At 73.8% G+C, this 19,774-nt stretch carries 20 protein-coding genes; 11 read left to right on the top strand and 9 right to left on the bottom strand.

The window, feature by feature from the left end:
- Window positions 1–16: 16 nt before the first annotated feature.
- Window positions 17–1,279: an SGNH/GDSL hydrolase family protein gene (locus IT780_RS19740; RefSeq protein ID WP_199513052.1), complete on the top strand. Its 1,263-nt coding sequence runs from the start codon at window positions 17–19 to the stop codon at window positions 1,277–1,279.
- A 5-nt stretch (window positions 1,280–1,284) separates the two neighbouring features.
- On the opposite strand, the gene IT780_RS19735 is transcribed toward IT780_RS19740, so the two are convergent.
- A complete protein-coding gene (locus tag IT780_RS19735) occupies window positions 1,285–1,827 on the bottom strand; it encodes a hypothetical protein (RefSeq protein WP_199513051.1) in 543 nt (180 codons plus the stop codon).
- 164 nt (window positions 1,828–1,991) lie between these two features.
- Here IT780_RS19735 and IT780_RS19730 point away from each other — a divergent pair, with 164 nt between their 5' ends.
- On the top strand, window positions 1,992–2,945 hold the full coding sequence (locus IT780_RS19730; protein ID WP_199513050.1) for an iron-containing redox enzyme family protein: 954 nt from the start codon (window positions 1,992–1,994) through the stop codon (window positions 2,943–2,945).
- On the opposite strand, the gene IT780_RS19725 is transcribed toward IT780_RS19730, so the two are convergent.
- Window positions 2,946–3,188, bottom strand: a complete 243-nt coding sequence (locus tag IT780_RS19725) for a CDGSH iron-sulfur domain-containing protein (RefSeq protein WP_199513049.1) — start codon at window positions 3,186–3,188, stop codon at window positions 2,946–2,948.
- Window positions 3,189–3,337: 149 nt separating this feature from the next.
- Here IT780_RS19725 and IT780_RS19720 point away from each other — a divergent pair, with 149 nt between their 5' ends.
- Both IT780_RS19720 and IT780_RS19715 read left to right on the top strand, forming a co-directional pair.
- The gene (locus tag IT780_RS19720; protein ID WP_199513048.1) at window positions 3,338–5,941 is read left to right on the top strand and encodes a hypothetical protein; all 2,604 of its coding nucleotides are present in this window, start codon (window positions 3,338–3,340) and stop codon (window positions 5,939–5,941) included.
- Window positions 5,942–6,173: 232 nt separating this feature from the next.
- Entirely contained in the window at window positions 6,174–7,298 is a 1,125-nt protein-coding gene (locus tag IT780_RS19715; RefSeq protein WP_199513047.1) for a SigB/SigF/SigG family RNA polymerase sigma factor, read from the top strand.
- Window positions 7,299–7,332: 34 nt separating this feature from the next.
- On the opposite strand, the gene IT780_RS19710 is transcribed toward IT780_RS19715, so the two are convergent.
- The 3 genes from IT780_RS19710 to IT780_RS19700 are packed head-to-tail and all read right to left on the bottom strand — an operon-like array spanning window position 7,333 to window position 9,093.
- Window positions 7,333–8,109, bottom strand: a complete 777-nt coding sequence (locus tag IT780_RS19710; RefSeq protein WP_233413090.1) for an STAS domain-containing protein — start codon at window positions 8,107–8,109, stop codon at window positions 7,333–7,335.
- Window positions 8,110–8,119: 10 nt separating this feature from the next.
- Window positions 8,120–8,368, bottom strand: coding sequence for a hypothetical protein (locus tag IT780_RS19705; RefSeq protein ID WP_199513046.1), 249 nt, complete (start codon window positions 8,366–8,368; stop codon window positions 8,120–8,122).
- A complete protein-coding gene (locus IT780_RS19700) occupies window positions 8,365–9,093 on the bottom strand; it encodes an ATP-binding protein (protein ID WP_199513045.1) in 729 nt (242 codons plus the stop codon). Before IT780_RS19700 ends, IT780_RS19705 begins: the two co-directional genes overlap by 4 nt.
- Before the next feature lie 147 nt (window positions 9,094–9,240).
- Between IT780_RS19700 and IT780_RS19695 the strand changes: the two genes are divergently transcribed.
- Both IT780_RS19695 and secA2 read left to right on the top strand, forming a co-directional pair.
- Window positions 9,241–10,980, top strand: a complete 1,740-nt coding sequence (locus tag IT780_RS19695; RefSeq protein ID WP_199513044.1) for an ABC transporter ATP-binding protein — start codon at window positions 9,241–9,243, stop codon at window positions 10,978–10,980.
- A gap of 53 nt (window positions 10,981–11,033) precedes the next feature.
- Window positions 11,034–13,322, top strand: a complete 2,289-nt coding sequence (gene secA2, locus IT780_RS19690) for an accessory Sec system translocase SecA2 (protein ID WP_199513043.1) — start codon at window positions 11,034–11,036, stop codon at window positions 13,320–13,322.
- A 74-nt stretch (window positions 13,323–13,396) separates the two neighbouring features.
- Here the strand turns inward: secA2 and IT780_RS19685 are convergent, their stop codons facing one another.
- Window positions 13,397–14,293, bottom strand: a complete 897-nt coding sequence (locus IT780_RS19685) for a DUF3500 domain-containing protein (protein WP_199513116.1) — start codon at window positions 14,291–14,293, stop codon at window positions 13,397–13,399.
- Window positions 14,294–14,312: 19 nt separating this feature from the next.
- Complete coding sequence (locus tag IT780_RS19680) at window positions 14,313–14,705, bottom strand: ankyrin repeat domain-containing protein (protein ID WP_199513042.1); 393 nt, start codon at window positions 14,703–14,705, stop codon at window positions 14,313–14,315.
- A gap of 52 nt (window positions 14,706–14,757) precedes the next feature.
- Between IT780_RS19680 and IT780_RS19675 the strand changes: the two genes are divergently transcribed.
- The 5 genes from IT780_RS19675 to IT780_RS19655 all read left to right on the top strand — a co-directional run bounded on the left by IT780_RS19675 (window position 14,758) and on the right by IT780_RS19655 (window position 18,280).
- Window positions 14,758–15,129 (top strand): cupin domain-containing protein, encoded by a 372-nt coding sequence (locus IT780_RS19675; RefSeq protein ID WP_199513041.1) that lies wholly within the window; start codon window positions 14,758–14,760, stop codon window positions 15,127–15,129.
- A 363-nt stretch (window positions 15,130–15,492) separates the two neighbouring features.
- Complete coding sequence (locus IT780_RS43195) at window positions 15,493–15,969, top strand: winged helix-turn-helix domain-containing protein (protein WP_307831272.1); 477 nt, start codon at window positions 15,493–15,495, stop codon at window positions 15,967–15,969.
- A 91-nt stretch (window positions 15,970–16,060) separates the two neighbouring features.
- A complete protein-coding gene (locus tag IT780_RS19665; RefSeq protein ID WP_199513039.1) occupies window positions 16,061–16,693 on the top strand; it encodes a nucleoside/nucleotide kinase family protein in 633 nt (210 codons plus the stop codon).
- Between the two features lie 216 nt (window positions 16,694–16,909).
- Window positions 16,910–17,332, top strand: a complete 423-nt coding sequence (locus tag IT780_RS19660) for a TraR/DksA family transcriptional regulator (RefSeq protein WP_199513038.1) — start codon at window positions 16,910–16,912, stop codon at window positions 17,330–17,332.
- 72 nt (window positions 17,333–17,404) lie between these two features.
- On the top strand, window positions 17,405–18,280 hold the full coding sequence (locus IT780_RS19655) for a DUF72 domain-containing protein (protein WP_199513037.1): 876 nt from the start codon (window positions 17,405–17,407) through the stop codon (window positions 18,278–18,280).
- On the opposite strand, the gene IT780_RS19650 is transcribed toward IT780_RS19655, so the two are convergent.
- Window positions 18,277–19,005, bottom strand: a complete 729-nt coding sequence (locus IT780_RS19650) for a hypothetical protein (protein WP_199513036.1) — start codon at window positions 19,003–19,005, stop codon at window positions 18,277–18,279. The genes IT780_RS19655 and IT780_RS19650 overlap by 4 nt on opposite strands.
- Window positions 18,990–19,772 carry an aminotransferase class IV gene (locus IT780_RS19645; RefSeq protein WP_199513035.1) on the bottom strand — a complete coding sequence of 261 codons (783 nt, stop codon included), beginning with the start codon at window positions 19,770–19,772 and terminating at the stop codon, window positions 18,990–18,992. Before IT780_RS19645 ends, IT780_RS19650 begins: the two co-directional genes overlap by 16 nt.
- Window positions 19,773–19,774 lie beyond the last annotated feature (2 nt).

Below are 19,774 nucleotides of genomic sequence, written 5' to 3'. Positions count from 1 at the left end.
GACCGGGAGGGCACGCATGCGCAGATTCCTCAGGCTCGTCGCCGCGTCCGCGCTGGTCCTGGGTGCCGTCGCCGCGCCCGCGGACGCCGACCGGCGCGGTACCGGCTGGGCCACCGCCTGGGCCACCGCGCCCGCCGCCGCCGTGTCCGGCGTCGAGCAGGGGTACGCCGGCTACACGATCCGCAACGTCGTGCACACCACCACCGGCGGGGCGAGCGTACGGATCCACCTGTCCAACCGCTTCGGCACCCAGCCGGTGCTGATGGGGCACGTGACCGTGGCGATCTCCGCCCACGCCGGCGGCCGCCGCGACGGCGCGGTCGACCGCAGTGACGGCTCGGCCCGGCCCGGCACCGTCCGCGAGGTGCTGTTCAACGGGCGCGCGCAGGTCACGATCCCCGCGCGGGCCGAGGTGCTGAGCGACCCCGTGCGGCTGCGCGTACCGGCCGACCAGGATCTGCTCGTCAGCACGTGGACGCCGCAGCCGTCCGGCACGGTGACCTACCACCCGGCCGCGATGCAGGACTCGTTCTTCAGCCGCGGCCCGGCCGACCACGCGGGCGACGAGGCGGCCACGGCGTACGGCGAGACCACCCGCGTCTGGCACTACGTCACCGGCGTCGACGTCTCCGGCGGGCCCGGCACGGTCGTGGCGCTCGGCGACTCCATCACCGACGGCGTCACCTCGACGTGGGGCGCCAACCGGCGCTGGACCGACTACCTGGCCGCTCGCCTCGCCGCCGACCCGGCGCCCGACTACGGCGTCGCCAACTCCGGCATCAGCGGCAACCGGGTGCTGCTCGACAGCAACGCGCCCGACTACACGATCTACGACACGTTCGGGCCCAGCGCGCTCGCCCGGCTCGACCGGGACGTGCTCGAGCGGGCCGGCGCCCGGACGGTCATCGTGTTCGAGGGCATCAACGACATCCAGCAGACCCCGCACCAGACCGACCCGCAGCAGATCATCGTCGGGCTCGCGCAGATCTCCGCCCAGGCGCGGGCGCGCGGGCTGCGGGTCGTCGGCGCCACCATCATGGCCTGGAAGGGCTGGAACTCGTGGACGCTCGAGCTCGAGCAGGTCCGGGTGGCGGTCAACGCGTGGCTCCGCGCGGGCGGCGACGGGGCGCTGGACGCGGTCGCCGACTTCGACGCCGCGACCCGGGACCCGGCGGACCCGCAGCGGCTGCTGCCCGCGTACGACAGCGGTGACCACCTGCACCCCAACGACGCCGGTGACGCGGCGATGGCCGCGGTGGTCCCGCTGTCGGAGCTGTAGCCGCGTCAGGCGATCCAGGCCGCTGCCACGGCTGTCGCCACCGACAGGCCGAGCACGGCCTGGATCAGCAGCCCCGGCCCGAGGTGGGACCACATCGTCGGGATCCTCGGCGTGTAGGGCTGCAGCGTCTCGAGGTTCAGGACCTGCTGCAGCTTCGCCGGCAGGTCCGGGTCCTTCTGCAGGACCGTACGCACCTGCACCAGGTCGCCGCGGTGCAGCGCCGACTGGGGGAGCTGGCCGTGCATCTCGACCTCGTACGTCTGCCCGAGGTCGTCGCGCAGCCGGACCGGCGTGACGAGGTACTCCGGCCCTTTCTTGAGCTCCTTGAACTTGCGCCGCGCGCCGCCGGTGCCGCCGGTGCGCAGCAGGGCCACCAGCAGCGTGCCGAGCAGCTGGGCGATGGTGGCGGTCACGAACACCGCGATGAGCAGCGGCTGCCCGACCTTGACCTCGCGGGTGTACGAGGCGCGATAGCCGAGGAACCGCCCGGTGACGACCGGACCGGCATGCCGGAGGATCTGCTCGCGGTACAGCTCGGTGTCATCCATGGGAATCACCTCCAGGGGTGATCTCATGGTACGGAGAGCGACGTTTCCGACACAGTGAGTGAATTTGCGATTCATGTACCCACCGCGACCGGAAGCGTGATCGTTTGGGAGGGGTCGGGCCGGGCATTCATCCGGTCCGTCCTTCTCTCTGGAGGAAGTGCTGCATGAAGCTGCCTTCACCCCGTGGACCCGTCTCCGACGCGGTCATCGACGCCCTCGTCCAGGCGCCGCACGACTTCACCGCCGGAGAGCCCGGCTCCGACGACGACCTGCACCTCACCCTGTTCCTCCTGTACGAGCTGCACTACCGCGGCTGGGACGGCGTCGACGACACGTGGGAATGGCACCCGGCGCTGCTCGGCCTCCGGGCCCGGCTCGAGGCGCGCTTCGAGGCCACGCTGCGCGAGCTGCCCGTACCCGACGCCACGGACGACGTGCCGCACGCGCTCATCGAGATGACCCGGGAGACCGGCGGGCCGTCGCTGTCCGGGTACATCCGCGGGCGTGCCACCCGGGAACAGTTCCGGGAGTTCGCCACCCACCGCTCGGTCTACCACCTGCGCGAGGCGGACCCGCACACCTTCGCGATCCCGCGGCTCGCCGGCGCGGCCAAGGCCGCCCTCATCGAGGTCCAGATCGACGAGTACGGCGGAGGCGTGACCCACCGCATGCACCAGGAGATGTTCAAGGACACGATGACGGCGCTCGGCCTCGACACCACGTACGGGGCGTACGTCGACGTAGTGCCCTGGCAGACCCTCGCCAACAACAACGTCATGTCGCTGTTCGGGCTGCACCGGCGCCTGCGCGGGGCGCTGCTCGGGCACCTGGCCGCGTACGAGATGACCTCGACCGGGCCGAACCGCGCGTACGGCAACGGGCTGCGCCGCCTCGGCGGGGACGCGTCCGCCACCCGCTTCTACGACGAGCACGTCGAGGCGGACGCGGTCCACGAGCAGATCGCGGCCTTCGACATGTGCGGCTCGTTCTGCGCGGCCGAACCGGAGCTCGCCGCGGACGTGCTGTTCGGCGCCCGCTGCGTGCTGACGATGGAGGACCGCTGGGCGGCGTACGTCCTGTCGCGCTGGGAGGCGGGCGAGTCGTCGCTGCGCTCGTGATCAGGCGTCGCGGGGTGCGGGGGAGTCCCGGCGGGTTCCGGCGCGGAAGCCGATGGCCTTGTGCGTACCGTCGCAGAAAGGCTTGATCGCGGACTTGCCGCAGCGGCACAGCGCGACCGTGCCCCGCCCCGGCTCGATGACCTCCCCGTCCGGGGTGCGCAACGTGAAGTTCCCGCGCAGCAGGTACGGACCATCCTCGTACGGGATGATCGTCGCCCCGTGGTCATCAGCCGCAACACTCATGCCGCAGCGGTTGCCCGGCGGACCCCACCCGGAAACCCGCACCGACCCGTACGTCTACCGATTGCGCGAAAGCGGCGCGGAGCTGCCCGGTTCACGGTGAACTGGACCGGTGACGCCTGTCGCAGGCGAGCTACGGGGGTGCGAACGGCATGGCCACGATCGGTACGCAGTACATCAATCCGCAGAGCGTGCTCGCGCGGACGGCCTGGGAGATGGTCCAGGCGCACGCCGGCGGACGCGGACCGCACGACGGCATCACGATCTGCCCGGTCTGCGGCGAACCCCTGCCCTGCGCGGCCGGCCGGGCCGCGGCCGAGGTCGTGGAGGCGGCCGGCCTGGCCGAGTCGTCCGGCCTGATCGAGGCGGCCCGCGGCGGCCTCGGGCCCTCCCCGCTCGGCCTCCCGGCCTCCGGCGCGCAGCAGGCCACCGTCCGGCTCGACTCCGGGCCGGTACCGACGCCCTCGACCCCGCCGGTGGCGTCCGCATTCGCCCCGGCCGCCTCGGCACCGGCCTTCCCGCCGGCGAACCCGCCCCGCGGCGACGTACCGTCGTTCACCCCGCCCGCCGAGGAGCTCCCGGCACCCGCCTGGCTGACCGCACCGGACCCTGCCGACCCGGCCCGGGGCACCGAGCCGCCCGCCCGGGCCCCGGAGGGCTTCATCCCGTTCGCCGCCCGGGCCGGTCTGATCCCGGAGTCCTCGTCCCCGGAACCCGCCGCCGGTCCGGACCAGCCGGCCTCGCCGCAGCCTGCGGACGCCGGTGCCAGGCCCGAGCCGGCTTCTCCCGGCCGGTTGTTCCCGCCGTCCGGCCCGCCGGGGGAGCGGGCGTCCGGGCCGGGTGCAGCCGGTGGCCAGCCGTCCGGCCCTGACCTGCCCGGGAAGTGGGCGTCCGCCCCGGAGCCGCCCGGGGACCGGCAGCCCGGGTCGGAGCCGGCCCGGGACTGGATGTCCGCGCCGGAGTCGTTCGGCGGCCAGTCGCCGCCGCCGGCCGCCCCCGGCGCCTGGCCGCCCGCGCCGGCCGGTCCTGGCGCCTCGCCGTCCGCGCCGGGTGGTTCGGGTGCCTGGCCGCCTGCGCCGGGCGGTCCTGGTGGCTCGCCGTCCGCGCCGGGTGGTTCGGGTGCCTGGCCGCCTGCGCCGGCCGGTCCTGGCGCCTCGCCGTCCGCGCCGGCCACCCCGGCTTCCCGGCCGCCGGGGCCGGAGGCCACCGGATCGCGCATGCCCGCGCCCGGGGGGCCCGGACCGCAGCAGCCGGCCCGGCAGCCCGGGCCGGCGCAGTCGTCCGCCCAACCGGCCCCGGGCGCTCCCACGGCCCGTGACATCGCGGACATGGACCCGCTGCTGCTCGGCCCGCCCCTGTTCGTCCAGCAGAACCGTCCCCTGGACGCGCCCCGCTTCACCCCCTCGGCGCGTCCCCCGGAGCCGGCTCCGGGCGCGGCGCCCGGTGCGGGTTCCGCTGCGCCTGCAGCCGGCCGGCCCGCCTCTGCTCCCGGGGCCCCTGCGCCGGGAGCCTCCGCCCCAGCCTCGGGTCCGTCCACCCCTGCCCCGGGCCTGACCGCGCCAGGTTCAACCCCGCATGCCCCGGGCCCGACCCCGCCCGGGTCGGGTTCAACCGCGCCGGGTCCCGGTACCGTGCCCGCGCCGGGTCCCATCGCGCCTGCTTCCGGCTGGGATTCGCCGCACGCGGGCGCCCAGGCACACGCCCCGGCCGCGCCCGGCAACGCCGCACCGCCCGCGCCCGGGTCAGGCCTGCCCGGCCCGGCGGCGCCGATGTCCGGTCCGGCCGCGTCGATGTCCGGTCCGGCGGCGCCGATGTCCGGTCCGGCGGCGCCGGCGCCCGCCGTGCCCGAGTCGGCGTCCGGGGGCCGGCCGGTCCCGGAGCCGGGCCGCCCCGATCTTTCGTCCGCGTTCCTGCGCCCGCCCGGCGCCCCCACGCCGCCCGCCGCCGGCTCACCGACGGCTCCCGGTCAGGCGGCACCGTCCGGCCTCGGCCGCCCACCGGTGGCCTCCGGCGCGCCGACGGCTCCGGGTCACCCGTCCGCCCCGGCGACGGCCATGCCCTCCGGCCTCGGCCGTCCCGCACAGGACGCCCAGTCGCCGTCGGGCCTGGGACGTCCCGCGCAGGATGCCCAGTCGCCGGCGGGTCTGGGCCGTCCCGCGCAGGACGCCCAGTCACCCTCCGGCCTGCGCCGTCCCGCCCCGGAGGCCCAGTCACCGTCGGGGCTGGGCCGTCCTGGCCAGGAGGCCGAGTCACCCTCGGGCCTCGGCCGTGCCGTACCGCAGTCCGGTCCCGGTCGTCCCGCCCCGGCCGCGCCGCAGTCCGCCTTCGGCCGTCCCGCCCCGGACGCTGAAGCCCCGTCGGGTCTGGGCCGTCCCGCCCCGGACGCCGAGCCGCCGTCGGGCCTGGGCCGCCCCGCTCAGGGCGCGCCGTCCGGCCCGGGCCGTCCCGGTCAGGGCGCCCCCTCCGGCCTGGGCCATCCCGTCCAGGGCGTGGACAGCCCGGGTCCGAACACCCCGTCGGGCCTCGGACGGACGCCGTTCGGATCCGGCGCGGCCGCCGGACCCGGGCAGCAGCCACCTTCGCGGCCGAACCGTCCGCCGCTGGAGCCGCCGCAGATGGGCCAGCTCAACCGGCCCCTGCAGCCGGAGTCCGCGGGTCAGGCACCCGCCGCGCCGCCTCGGGACGCTGAGCCGGGTGCGCCGGAGGCCGACGGGGACGGCGCGCCGAGCGGTCTCCCGCAGCGCCCGCAGCAGTGACGGACGGGTGACATCCCGGCCACGTCCACGGGTACGGCCGTGTTCGGGCGTACACTGAGCGTCACCGATCCGGAGGGTGTGTTTAGCCCGGCGCGCCGGGGGCAGTAGCGTCCGCGAACTGGGTCGCCGACGGGCACGTGATCGCCGCCGGTTCGTGTCATATCGCGATATCGCTGGAGCAGTGGCCGCGCATCACGGTCATGATCTGTCGCACCGGCTGGGAGAGAGCAGCATGCCTGCACAGGAGGACTCATCGACGCGCGTCCTCGAAGACCTCGACGCCGCCGCCGTGGACTACGCCACGCGGATCGCCGGCGCCTCGGGTCCCGCGCGGGCGGCGTTGCGTGACGAGCTGACGCGGATCTGCCTGCCGTTCGCCGGTCGCATGGCGCGCCGGTACCGCGGGCGGGGCGAGAATCTCGAGGACCTCGAGCAGGTCGCCCGGCTCGGCCTGGTGAAGGCGATCGACCGGTACGACCCCGAGCGCGGCTCCTTCACGGCGTACGCGGTCATCACGATCTCCGGTGAGATCAAGCGGCACTTCCGTGACCGGACGTGGGGGGTGCACGTGCCGCGGCGGGTGCAGGACCTGAGCCTGGAGGTCGGGCACGCCTCGATGGTGCTGACCACGGAGCTGTCCCGCACGCCTACGCCGGCCGAGATCGCCGCGCGGCTCAACGTGTCGCTGCCGGCCGTGCTGGAGGCCCTGGAGTCCGCTGCCGGGTATTCGCCGTCGTCGCTCAACGCCCCCGCGGGCGGTGACGGGGCCGCCGAGTTCGGTGACCTGCTGGGCGGCACGGACAGTGACCTCGAGATGGTCGACGACAAGCTGACCGTCGCCGGTCTGTTGCTGCGCCTGCCGGCCCGGGAGCGGCGGATGCTCGCGATGCGCTTCTACGGCAACCGGACGCAGGCGGAGATCGCCGTTGAGCTCGGCATCTCGCAGATGCACGTGTCCCGGCTGCTCAGCCGGTCGCTGGCATGGCTGCGCGAGGCGATGCTCAACGACACCCTGCCGCGCTGGGAGGGCGCGAACGGCCCGACCGACCCGCACGGCATGCAGATCGCGGTGCAGTCCGGCGGCGGTGTGGTGACCGTCCAGGTCCGGGGCGAGGTCGACCGGGACACCGCCGAGCGGCTGCGGACGGTGGTGCGGCACGCCGTCTCGTCGCTGGCGGGCCGAGGGCTGGTCATCGACCTGGCGGCGGTGCCGCTCGTGGACGCGGCCGGGGTGGCGGTCCTGCTCGATGCCGCTTCCGCGGCGGCCGTGGCAGAGGCTGAGCTGACCCTGACCGGCGCGCAGCCCTACGTGGCCCGCATCCTCGGTGTGTCGGGTCTGCAGAGCTTGATGCGCTGACGCCGGCGCTGACCGGCGGCACCGCAGGCCCGGATCAGGGGGTGCGCAGGGAGGCCCAGACCACCTTGCCGCCGTTGCAGGGCAGCCACCCCCAGGCATGGGCGGTCGCGTCCACGAGCATCAGCCCGCGCCCGCTGGAGACTTGCGCCGGCGCGACGATCTGCAGCGCCGGCACCGCGGTCGAGCCGTCGGTGACCGCGATCTGCAGGTAGCGGCTGCGCAGAGTGAGCCGCAGCGTCATCATCGTGCCGGCATGGTCGATGACGTTGCTGACCAGTTCGCTGGCGATCAGGCTGGCCGGCGCCACCAGCTCGGGCAGGTCCCAGAGCACGCAGGCCTCGGTCGCCCGGTTGCGGGCCTGGCGCGCGGCTCCGGCGATCGGCAGGAGTTCGTCGCTGAGCGCGCGCAGCGCCGCCCGGTGGTCGGGGAGGCCGTCCTTGGCCGCCTGCACGGAGGCGTACACCGGCACGCGCTGGTACGCCGCGAGGCTCAGGGACCGGCGTACGTGCGGCTCCGGCGCGCAGAGCGCCACCGGGATGGCGGGCCAGCGGGCCGCCTGGCGTGCGACCGCCGAGAAGACCGCGAGGGCCAGCGGCTCCCGCACGGTCAGCCGGGCCAGGTTGACGAGCAACGCCTCGGGCTGGTCCGCCAGGCACTTCAGGAGCCGGTTGCGCAACGGCGCCGTGTCGGTCAGGTCGAGGCGTCCGGAGACGTGGACGATCGCCCGTCCTTCGTCCGCGTGCACCTGCGTTTCGACGCCCACTGCCGTGTCCTCCTGCCCGCCGACGCCGCGGAGTACCCAGCGCCTCACAGGCGAAACGTCAGACGTCGTTCGCCTCCATGACCATGATGGCACCTTCGGGTCCCCCGGCCGCGTCCTGGCCGCGCAGCGGGGCGCAGGCCACCCGGACCACGACGGCCCGCCCGCGGCGGTTGATCGCGTCGAGGGAGATCTCACCGGCCGCGCCGCCGTCGCTGAGCGCGCCGCGTAGCAGCGGTCCGAACTGCTCGAACGGCAGCCCGACGTCCACGTTGAGGACGTCACGGTGCTCGCTCGTCACGCCGCTCACGCCGTCAGTCTGGTCCAGACCACCTTACCGTCGGGCACCGGCAGCACGCCCCAGGCGTCGGTGAGCTCGCGGACGAGTTGCAGACCCCGGCCGCCGGCCTCGGAGACGCCGGGCTCCTTGGGCCGGGGCAGGAGCCGGCTGCCGTCGCGTACGGCCAGCCAGACGCGTCCGTCGCGCAGCCCCAGGGTGAGTTCCATCGTGGTGTGCGCGTGCCGGACCACGTTGGCCACCAGTTCGGTGGCGATCAGCCCGACCGTGGCGGCTAGTTCCTTGTGGTGCCAGGCGGCGCAGGTCTGGGCGACGAGCTGGCGCACCTGGCGGCAGGCGTCGGGTACGGGCCGCAGCCGGACCCGGATCCGTTGCGTCTCCTGCGCCCCGTGCAGCCCGGCGAGGGCCTTGCCGCAGTCGTCGGCGACCTCGATGGTGTCGCAGCCGGGCCACTGGGCGATGGCGCGCGCGGTGCCCGGTCCCGCCCCGCACAGGATCACCGGGGCCGCGGGCCACTCGGCCGTACGGCAGACCACCGAGCTCAGCACGTCGAGCGCGACCGGGTCGGCGACGTCCAGGCCGGCGACGTCCACCAGGAGAGCCTCGGGCTGCGCGGACAGGCAGCGGGCGACCGCCTGCTCGAGGGCGTCACCCGTGACGGTGTCGAGCACCCCGCTGACCCGCAGGATCGCGACCGGCAGTTCCTGCTCGGGCCGGCAGACCAGTTGGCTCGACATCCGCCTCCCTCCGCCTCGCCGCGTCGCGTCGTGGCCGTCACGTCGTCCGCACCCTGTGCCCGCCCGCGCGCCCGGTCAAACCCGGACGCCACGTCTGCGGTGCAACGACGGAAACGGCGGCGGGTGCGTGATGGATACGCTTCCCTCATGGTCGCCGGGAAGGTGGGTCCCGCCGCGCTGCTGCCGTACCTGCGCCGGCACCGCGGGACGCTCGCGGTCGTCGCCGGGTTGTCCCTGCTGGCGGCGGGTGCCTCGCTCGCACAGCCGGTGCTGGTCCGCGATCTTCTCGACGCCGTCGCGGCGGGCCGCCCGACCGGCGGGACGGTGGCCCTGCTGGTCTCCCTGCTGCTCACCGGCGCCGCGCTCGGCGGGATCCGGGACTATCTGCTGCAGCGCACGGCCGAGGGGGTCGTGCTGACCACGCGGCGCCGGCTCGCCCGGCACCTGCTGCGGCTGCCGATCGCCGAGTACGACCGTCGCCGCACCGGTGACCTGCTGTCCCGGGTGGGCGCCGACACGACGCTGCTGCGGGCCGTGGTCACCTCCGGCCTGTTGGAGCTGGTCACGGGCGTCGTCATGGTCGCCGGCGCGACGATCGCCATGGCGCTGCTCGACCCGGTGCTGCTGGTGGTGGCCGCCGGCGGCCTCGCCGTGGGAATGACGGTGGCGCTCGTCGTCTCCCGGCGGGTCCGTGGCCTGTCCGAGCAGGCGCAGGCCCGGCTCGGCGAGATGACCTCCGCGGTGGAGCGGGCGATCTCGGCCGTCCGGACGATCCGGGCCGGCGGCGCGGAGGAGCGGGAGGCGCGCGCCGTCACCCGCAGCGCCGAGCAGGCGTACGCGGCCGGCATGCGGGTGGCCCGCCTGGAAACCGTGATCGGCCCGGTCGCGGCGGCGGCGACCCAGGGCGCGTTCCTGCTGGTCCTGGCCGTCGGCGGGGCCCGGGTCGCGGCGGGCGCCATCTCGGTCGGCGACCTGGTGGCGTTCATCCTCTTCCTGTTCTTCCTGGTGCTGCCGCTGGGTCAGGCGCTGCACGCGTACACCCGGCTGCAGACCGGCCTGGGCGCCCTGCAGCGCATCGAGGAGGTGCTGAACCTGCCGTCGGAGACCGCGGCGGACGTGCCGGCCGGCACCGGATCGACCCGCGCGGACGCCGACGCGGTGACCTTCGAGGACGTCACGTTCGCGTACCCCGGAGGCAGCCCGGTCCTGCGAGGGGTGAGCTTCTCCGTCCCTCGCGGCTCCCGGGTCGCGCTCGTCGGCCCGTCGGGCGCGGGCAAGTCGACGCTGCTGGCCCTGATCGAGCGGTTCTACGAGGTGACCGGCGGGGCTGTCCGCGTCGACGGCGCCGACGTCCGGCAGCTGCCCCGCGACGCGCTGCGCCGCCGGCTCGGGTACGTCGAGCAGGAGGCGCCGGTGCTGGCCGGGACGCTGCGCGACAACCTGCTGCTGACCGCCCCGGACGCCGACGAGGCCCGGCTGCGGCGGGCGCTCGCGGAGGTCAACCTGGAGGCGCTCGCCACCCGTACGCCCGACGGGCTCGACGTGCAGGTGGGCGAGGGCGGCGTGATGCTCTCCGGCGGCGAACGGCAGCGCCTCGCGATCGCGCGCAGCCTGCTCGCGGAGTCGCCGATCCTGCTGCTCGACGAGCCCACCAGCAACCTCGACGCGCGTAACGAGGCGGCGTTGCGCGAGGCCATCGCGGCCGCCGCGACCCGGCGGACGCTGATCGTGGTGGCGCACCGGCTCTCCACGGTCGTCGACAGCGACCTGATCGTCGTCCTCGAGGCGGGCCGGGTCGTCGCCGCCGGTACGCACGACAAGCTCCTCGCCGGCAGCCCGCTCTACCGCGAGCTGGCCACGCACCAATTGCTCGTGCCGGATCCGTGAACGGGTGGGAGTCGGCATCCCGCTCGCAGGAAAGTGAAGTACCGTAACCCGCCATGGGTGTGTCTCAGCGGCTGAAGAGCCGGTTCCGCAAGTTCCTGCAGCGTCCGGGCACCACGGTCGACCTCGCGCCGTTGCGGAAGAGGTTGCCGGACATCGAAGCCCGTGAGGACGCGCTCCAAGAGCTCGACGACGAGGCGCTGACCGCCGCGGCCCAGGAAGCCGACACCTACGAGGAGATCTGCGCCATCGGCCGCGAGGCCGCGCGGCGGGCGATCGAGCAGCGGCCGTACGACGTGCAGCTGCTCGGCGCCATGGCGTTGCTGTCCGGCAAGGTCGCCGAGATGGCCACCGGTGAGGGCAAGACCCTGACCGCGACGGTCGCCGCGTACGGCCACGTCCGCCTCGGCAACGGCCCGGTGCACATCCTCACGGTCAACGACTACCTGGCCCGACGCGACGCCACGTGGATGGAGCCGATCTACAAGCTCCTCGGCCTGCGCGTCGGCTGGGTCACCGAGGCGTCCACGCCGGAGGAGCGCCGCGAGGCGTACGCCGCCGACGTCACGTACGTCTCGGTCAGCGAGGCCGGCTTCGACTACCTGCGCGACCAGCTGGTGACCGACGTCGAGGACCGGGTGCAGCGCGAGCTGGCCACCGCGATCGTCGACGAGGCCGACTCGATCCTCATCGACGAGGCCCGCGTGCCGATGGTCCTCGCCGGCAGCACGTCGAGCGAGAGCGACCCGGTGCACGAGGCCGCCGAGCTGGTCCGCGACCTGCGCGCGGGCAAGCACTACGAGGTCGCCGACGACGGCCGCAGCGTCGCCTTCACCGACGCGGGCCTCAAGGCCCTCGAGGAGAAGATGGGCATCGACCTGTACGCCGACGAGCACGTCGCCCAGCTCTCGGCGGTGAACGTCGCGCTGCACGCCCGCGCCTTGCTGCGCCGCGACGTCGACTACATCGTGCGCGACGGCACGGTCGAGCTGATCGACGAGATGCGCGGCCGGGTCGCCCAGCGCCGCCGCTGGCCCGACGGCCTCCAGGCGGCGGTCGAGGCCAAGGAGGGCTTGCACGCCACCGCCGAGGGCGAGGTGCTCGACACGATCACCGTGCAGGCGTACATCGCTCTCTACAAGACGGTGTGCGGCATGACGGCGACCGCCGTGCACGTCGGCGAGCAGCTGCGCGAGTACTTCAAGCTCGAGGTCGCGGTCATCCCGTCGAACACGCCCAACATCCGCGACGACGAGCCGGACCGCATCTACTCGGCGCACGACATGCGCGACGAGGCGCTGGTCGAGGAGATCAAGATCGCCCACGAGAAGGGGCGGCCGGTGCTGATCGGCACCCTCGACGTGAAGGCGTCCGAGCTGCTGGCCCAGCAGCTGGCCGCGGCCGGCGTGCCGTCGGTGGTGCTCAACGCCAAGAACGACGACGAGGAGGCCGCGATCATCGCGGAGGCGGGCGCGCTCGGCGCGGTCACCGTCTCCACCCAGATGGCCGGCCGCGGCGTCGACATCCGCCTCGGCGGCAGCGACGAGAAGGACCGCGACCGCGTCGTCGAGCTGGGCGGCCTGTACGTCATCGGCAGCGGCCGGCACGACAGCCGCCGCGTCGACGACCAGCTGCGCGGCCGCGCCGGCCGGCAGGGCGACCCCGGCGGCTCGGTGTTCTTCGTCAGCCTCGAGGACGACCTGGTCACCCGGCACGCCGGCGACATCCTGCCGTCGTCGCCGCGGATGGACATGGACGGCGTCGTGCACGACGACCAGGTGGAGTACGCGGTCGAGCACGCCCAGCGCGTCGCCGAGGGCGTCAACCACGAGATCCACCGCAACACGTGGCGTTACAGCGTGGTCATCGAGGAGCAGCGCCTCGCCCTCGCCGAGCGGCGCGAGCGGCTGCTCACCAGCGAGGTCGCCGCGATCATGCTGCTGGAGAAGTCGCCGGAGAAGGCCAAGGAGACCGACGAGGACGTGCTCTCCGACGCGGCCCGCTCGATCGCGCTCTACCACCTCGACCGGCTCTGGGCCGAGCACCTGGCGGAGCTCTCCGAGGTCCGCGAGGGTGTGCACCTGCGGGCGCTGGGCAAGCTGGACCCGCTCGACGAGTTCCACCGCTTCGCGGTGCCGGCCTTCCAGAAGGTGTTCACCGAGATCGAGCGCCGCACCATCGAGACGTTCGAGGAGGTCGACCTCTCCGACGGCTGGCGCCCGGACCGCGCGGAGATGGTCCGCCCGAGCGCCACGTGGACGTACCTGGTGCACGACAACCCGTTCGGCTCCGAACTGGACCGGCTCATCGCGGCCGTCGGCCGCCGGCTCACCTCCGGCAGCTGAGTCGTCCGCGGCTGGGCGGCCCGGTGCCGCTCAGCCGCGGTGTGACGGCGCTGATTCCACCCGCGGCGGAAAACCTAATGAAGACCCGTCGAAAGGTGCTCAGCGAGGATGTCCCCGCCGAACTCGCCGAGCGGCCGCCGCAGCACCGTGTGCGCGTGGTTGCCGTCCTCGGTCGTGTTGTCGAACTCGATGATCAGGTCGTCGGCCTGGACGCGGTAGTAGTGCCGCGTGCCGGGCTGCGCCGCTCCCTCCCACGCGAAGTGCACCGCCCCGCCCGCCGGGTCCAGCGCCGCCGCCAGCTCGTCGGGCAGCCTGCCCAGGTAGAGCGCCACGAGCTGGTCGAGCAGCGCGCGCTCGCCGGGCCGCAGGTCCGCGCGGGCGATGCCCGCGGGTGCGATGGGCGCGCTGCGGGGGTGGGTCGCCGTGCGGATGTCGTACGGCGCCACGTCCCCGACAACCGCAACACGGCGTGCCTGCGGCGACAGCGAGAGCAGCAGCTCGCGCCCGAGGTCCTCCTCGACGCCCAGCGGCCGCAGCACGGGCCGGCCCAGCGCGTCGACGCGGGCGGGGTTGGCACCGAGGAACACCGGGGCGGGGGAGACCCGCCCGTCCGCGACGGTCATGCTCACCGACAGGTGGTGACCCTCGAAGCGCCACGCCCACCGGTCGTCGCCGGGCACCCCGAAGACGATCACCCGGTAGTCCTCGCTGTGCCGGCCGCGCCGCCCGTCCTCGCGGCGGTCCAGCACCTCCTCCAACGCGATCACGGCCATGGCCTGCGCGAACGCCACGGGGCTCAGCCCGGTGGCGAGCAGGCGGTGCACGGCCTTGCGCGGGGCGGGTGCCAGCTCGGCGAGCGACACGCCCGGGCGCGGCTCGGGCCGGTACTCGATCCAGCGGCGGTGCCGGTCGTCGAACCCGACGCCGGCCTGCGGGTGGGCGGCCAGCAGGTCGCGGGCGGCGCCGGCCATGTCGGCTGCGAGGCTCACGTCACTCGCCGTTCAGCAGGGCGGTCATCTCCGGAAGGTCGAAGAACTCGGCGGTCTCCCGTGCGCTGGGCTTGCCGCCGTCGGGGTCCGCGCCCGCACCGAGCAGCATCCGTACGGTCTCGGCGTTGCGGCGGAACACGGCGGCGGCCAGCGCGGTCTGTCCGCGGTCGTTCACGCGGGCCGGGTCGGCGCCGTGCTGCAGCAGCGTCGCGACGGTCTCCGGATGGTTGTGGTACGACGCCAGGATCAGCAGCGTGTCGCCCTTGTCGTTGGTGAGGTCGGCGGGCAGCCCGTGGCTCAGCTGGCCGGCGAGCTGCTCGGCCTCGCCGGAGCGCGCCAGGTCGAACATCCGGTGCGCGAACGCGATCGTTTCGGCATCCAATTCCTCCGCCATACCGCCAGCGTACGGGTGCTAATGTCGCCCGCATTTGCGAGGGGGTGAGCGGGTGACCGACGGCGTCTACGTCGGCCGCGCCGGCGAGGACGGCGCACGGAACCAGGGCTGGCTGCTCGGCCATTTCATGCCGAAGGGCGAGCTGCTGCACAGCGATGCGGTGGAGGTGAAGTGGGGGGTGCACGCGCCGGGCGAGCGCCGGGCGGCGTGGGCGACCCACGAGATCCGTACGGCCTTGCTCGTGTTGATCCGTGGCGCCTTCCACATCGAGTTGCGGGACCGGACCGTGGTGTTGAGCGAGCCGGGCGACTACGTGGTCTGGGGACCCGGCGAAGACCATTCCTGGCAGGCCGGGGACGAGGAGACGGTGGTGCTGACCGTCCGCTGGCCCTCGGTGCCCGGCTGGCGGCTGCCCCCGCCGTAACCCCGGCGATCCATCGTTTATTCACATCTGCAAGAAACGGACGCCTGCCGTTAACCGCCGGGCGCGGTAATCGCATTCCCTGTGCGTAAAAACACGATGCATCCAGCGGTTATGGAACAAGTATCCCACAGTGTGGTTGCCGCCTTGACCCATCGGCCGCCATCCCGGAAATATCGACCGCGGTTTAAGCATGCATTAATTCGATCGCCGTTGTACTGTGCGGTGTTTCCATTCTTTGACGCGGGAGGCTTCATGCCGGTCACCGCCCTGCCGGGGCGTACGGGACGACATGCGACGGGGTCGGGCCGGGTGGCCGCCATCCGGCGTCCGGCGCCGGCGGCCGCGCCGCCGGCGGCCCTCACCGTGACCCTGAACATCCCCCTCACCGGCGACACGCTGCCGCCGCAGGCGCACCGCCTGATCGAGGCGGTCCGGGAGCTCGTCGAGGCCGGTCAGGGCTCGGTCGCCGTGGAGCAGCCGGAGGCCGGCCCGGCCCCGATGCCCGCCGCCGAGCTCGCCGATCTCGCCGAGGGTGGCGTCGAGGTGCGCCTGCTGACGGCCTCGCGGCAGGTGATGCTGGACGGCAAGCTGCTCCCGCTGACCCGGCTCGAGTTCGATCTCCTGCTGTTCCTCGCGGACCACCCGCGCCGGGTGTTCAGCCGCACCCAGCTGCTCAACGCGGTCTGGGGCTACGAGCACACCGGCGAGCGCACGGTCGACGTCCACGTCCGCCGGCTGCGGGTCAAGATGGGCTCGCACCTGCCGCTGATCACGACCGTGTACGGCGTCGGTTACCGCCTCTCCGACGAGGCGCGCATCATCGTCCTCCCGCACGAATAGCCCGCCAGGCCCCGGTGAAGCGGCCGGCGGCGACCGGTCCGGCGCCGGCCGGTGCCGCCGGGGCCGCCGCGGCGGGAACTAGACTCGCCGGATGCGCGTGCGTCCCGTCTCGACCGAGGTCCTGGTCGAGGAGCTGGCCGACCGGCTCGCCGCCGAGGCGCCGGAGCGGCGGCTGCGGGTGGCGATCGACGGCCCGGGCGCCGCCGCTCCCGGGACCCTGGCGGACGCGCTCGTCGACCCGCTGCGGGTGCGCGGCCGCCCGGCGGTCCGCATCGACGCCGCCGACTTCCTGCGCCCGGCCTCCGTACGCCTGGAGTTCGGCCGCACCAACCCGGAATCGTTCTACACCGGCTGGCTGGACGAGCCCGGGTTGCGCCGCGAGGTGCTCGACCCGGCCGGCCCGGGCGGCACCGGGCGGATCGTCACCCGCCTCTGGGACGCGCGCATCGACCGGGCCGCCCGAGAGCCGTACACGGAGCTGCCCCCGGCCGCCGTGGTGATCGTCAGCGGGCCGCTGCTGCTCGGCGCCGGGCTGCCCTTCGACCTCACCGTCCATCTGGAACTGTCGGCCGGTGCGCTGCGGCGCCGGACGGAGCCCGCCGAGCTGTGGACGCTGCCCGCGTACGCCCGCTACGGCGACGAGGTGGACCCGCCGGCATTCGCCGATGTCGTGGTCCGCCTGGACGACCCTAGGCGGCCCGCGCTGGTGCTCAACCGTGAGTGAATCCACCTCATCCCGCCTGTGAGCTGCGACGCGTCAGCATATTGGCGCAGTCCGTAGCGGAGTAGACCACTGACAGTTATGCTGCGGTTACTTTTTTGGCGGGGATCCCGTTTCGGATCTTCGGCGGTGGGTATCAGCCGACCCCGACGGTGGTGACACCAGGGGCCGGCGCGGGGGATCCACCGGCAGGGGCAGAGGGAAGGGCAGGGGGAGCACATGCTCGTCAACAGCGCGGTCATCACGGGTAAAGGTGCCGACACCGCCAAGGGGCGCTCGCCGCAGGAGGTCTCGCAGATCCGGGAGCTGCTGAAGGCCCGGTACGACGATCTCAACGCCGAGTACGAGGAAGCCGTCGCCGAGAACCAGCGGCTGCGGCTCGTCGAGATCGGCGACGCGGCCGGCGACGACCAGGCCGACAGCGGATCCAAGACCGCCGAGCGCGACGCGGCGACGTCGCTGCTGCGGACCCTGCTCGACCGGCGCACGCAGGCGGAGATCGCCATGCAGCGCCTCGACGAGGGCACGTACGGCAACTGCGAGAGCTGCCACAACCCGATCCCGGTCGAGCGGCTCGAGGTGTTCCCGTCGGCCACGACGTGCGTGCACTGCAAGGCCAACCGCGAGCGTCGCGCGGGCTGACCACGACGCCGATCCGGTCCGCCGCCCTCGTCGAAGGCGGCGGACCGCTCGTATCGGCGCTAGCTTGAGCTCATGGGTGAGATCCAGGTCGGCACGGCCTCGTGGACCGACAAGACGCTGCTCGAGTCGGGGTGGTACCCGGCGTCCGCCGACACCGCGGAGAAGCGCCTCGCCTACTACGCGAAGCAGTTCCCGGTGGTCGAGGTCGACTCGACGTACTACGGGCCGCCCGCCGAGCAGACCACGAAGCTGTGGGCGCAGCGCACGCCGGACGGCTTCACGTTCAACATCAAGGCCTTCAGCATGCTGACCGGCCACCCCACCAAGGTCTCGGCGATCTACAAGGACCTGCGGCCCGAGACCGACAAGAAGAACGTCTACCCGCAGGACCTGCCGCCGCAGACGTACGAGGAGATCTGGACCCGTTTCCTGACGGCGCTGGACCCGCTCGTCGAGGCCGGCAAGCTCGGGGCGTTGCTGTTCCAGTTCCCGCCGTGGTGGGGCATCCGCCGGTCGAACAAGGACTACCTGCGCGAGGTCGTGGCCCGCTGCAAGCCGCTGCGCCCGGTCTTCGAATTCCGCAACGCGTCCTGGTTCGACGGCGACAACGCCGAGGAGACGCTCGAGTTCCTGCGCAGGCACGAGCTCCCGCTGGTCTGCGTGGACATGCCGCAGGGCCACAAATCCTCGGTGCCGCCGATCGTGGCCGCCACCGCCGACCTGGCCGTCGTCCGCTTCCACGGCCACAGCGACAAGTGGACCAGCAAGGACATCCACGAGAAGTTCGGCTACGACTACTCCGCCAAAGAGCTGCGGGAGTGGGCGCCGAAGCTGCGGGCGCTCGCCGGGGAGACCGAGCGGACCCAGGTGTTCATGAACAATTGCTACTCCGATTACGCCCAGCGCAACGCCACGACGTTGATCGGCCTGCTCGACGAGGACGACTAGCGGGTCCTCCGGCGGCCGGCGACCACGGTGACGGCGGTGCACCCGGCGAGGGCCAGCGCCGCGAAGGCCGCGGTCTCGTCCTCCGTCTGCGTGCCGAGCATCGCGGACAGCCCGTCGGACCACGACGTCAGCAGGTAGGCCAGCATCCCCAGCACCAGGCCACCGACCTGCGCGACGACGATCGCCGCGGGCCAGGCCACGACGCACACCGCCAGGGTGGGCAGGCTCCGGCACCCCGCCCGGCGCAGGACGTGGGCCAGCGCGATGACGAAGACCGTCTGCATCACCATGAACGCGACGCTGTTCTTGTGCAGCTCGCGGAGCAGCCCGAGGCCGGGACCGTCGACGACCAGCGCGTACCGGGCCGCCACCAGCCGGAACGCGACGGCCACGACCGCCGTGCAGCCGACGCCGACGGCCAGCGCTGGGGCGACGGGGGCGGACCGGGCCGTCAGCGGGACGCCGAGGACCAGCCCGACCAGCACCGGGACGAAGGCGGCGACGAGCACCAGGCCCTGCGCCACGGTCGTCGCGGTGCCGGCGGGCAGGCAGCTGACGTGGGGCTCGCAGAGGCCGGTGCGGTCCGGGGCGTAGCCGGCGACCACGATGCCGTGGGCGTCGGCCTGCCGCTGGACGACCCGGGCGCCGACGAAGAGGAACGCTGTCGCGGCCGCGCTCAGGGCCGCCGCGCCGACGACGGGGCGTACGGCTACAGCTCGTCCCACGGCACCTCCGCCCACGTCTCGGCGAGCACTTTGGTCAGCGGCGCATCTGCCAGCGGCAGCTCGTCGATGCTGCCGATCGCCCGGATCCCGGCCGAGCTCAGCGCGGCCGCACCCGCGAACGACGCCAGGTCCGCGCCGTCGACCGGGCGCAGCGTCCACGGCGTGCCGTTCATCGTCATGGCGATCTGCAGCAGCACCATCGTGATGCCCCGCATGACCGGCGCGACCGGCCAGACGACCTGCTCGCCGTCCCACAGCGCGAGGTTCCACGAGGTGCCCTCGCGGACCCCGCCGTCACGGCCGATGAAGAGGCGGTCGTCGAAGCCCGCCAGGCGCGCCTCCCGGACGTGGTAGTCGAGCATGAACGTGCCACGGTGCTTGTGCTCGGGCAGGTCCCGCTCGTACGTCACCGTCTGCACCCGCAGCGGCGGTCCGGCCGGCTCGGGCGCGGGATCGGAAACGGTCACGAGCACGTCCGGCGGGCCCTCGTCACCGCCCGGGCCGGGGACCAGGGTCACCCGTACGGACGCGTTCCGGGTGCGGCCCAGCGCGTGCCGGATCAGCCCGAGCAGGCGGTGCTCCTCCTCGACGCCGACCCGGTGCCCGAACAGCTCCTCGGCCCCGTCGGCGAGCCGGGCCAGGTGCAGCGCGAGGCCGCGGACCCGCCCGTCGCGCACCTGCAGGGAGGTGTAGTGCCCGTAGTTGCTCGCGATCAGCCGGTGCAGCTCGGCGACGCCGGGCGCCCGCCCATTCAGCTCCACGTCCATCA

This window comes from Nucisporomicrobium flavum (assembly GCF_016464385.1).
Classification (GTDB): domain Bacteria; phylum Actinomycetota; class Actinomycetes; order Mycobacteriales; family Micromonosporaceae; genus Actinoplanes; species Actinoplanes flavus_A.
The sequence above is the reverse complement of the archived record's forward strand: the minus strand, read 5'-3'. Positions and strand labels throughout refer to the sequence as shown.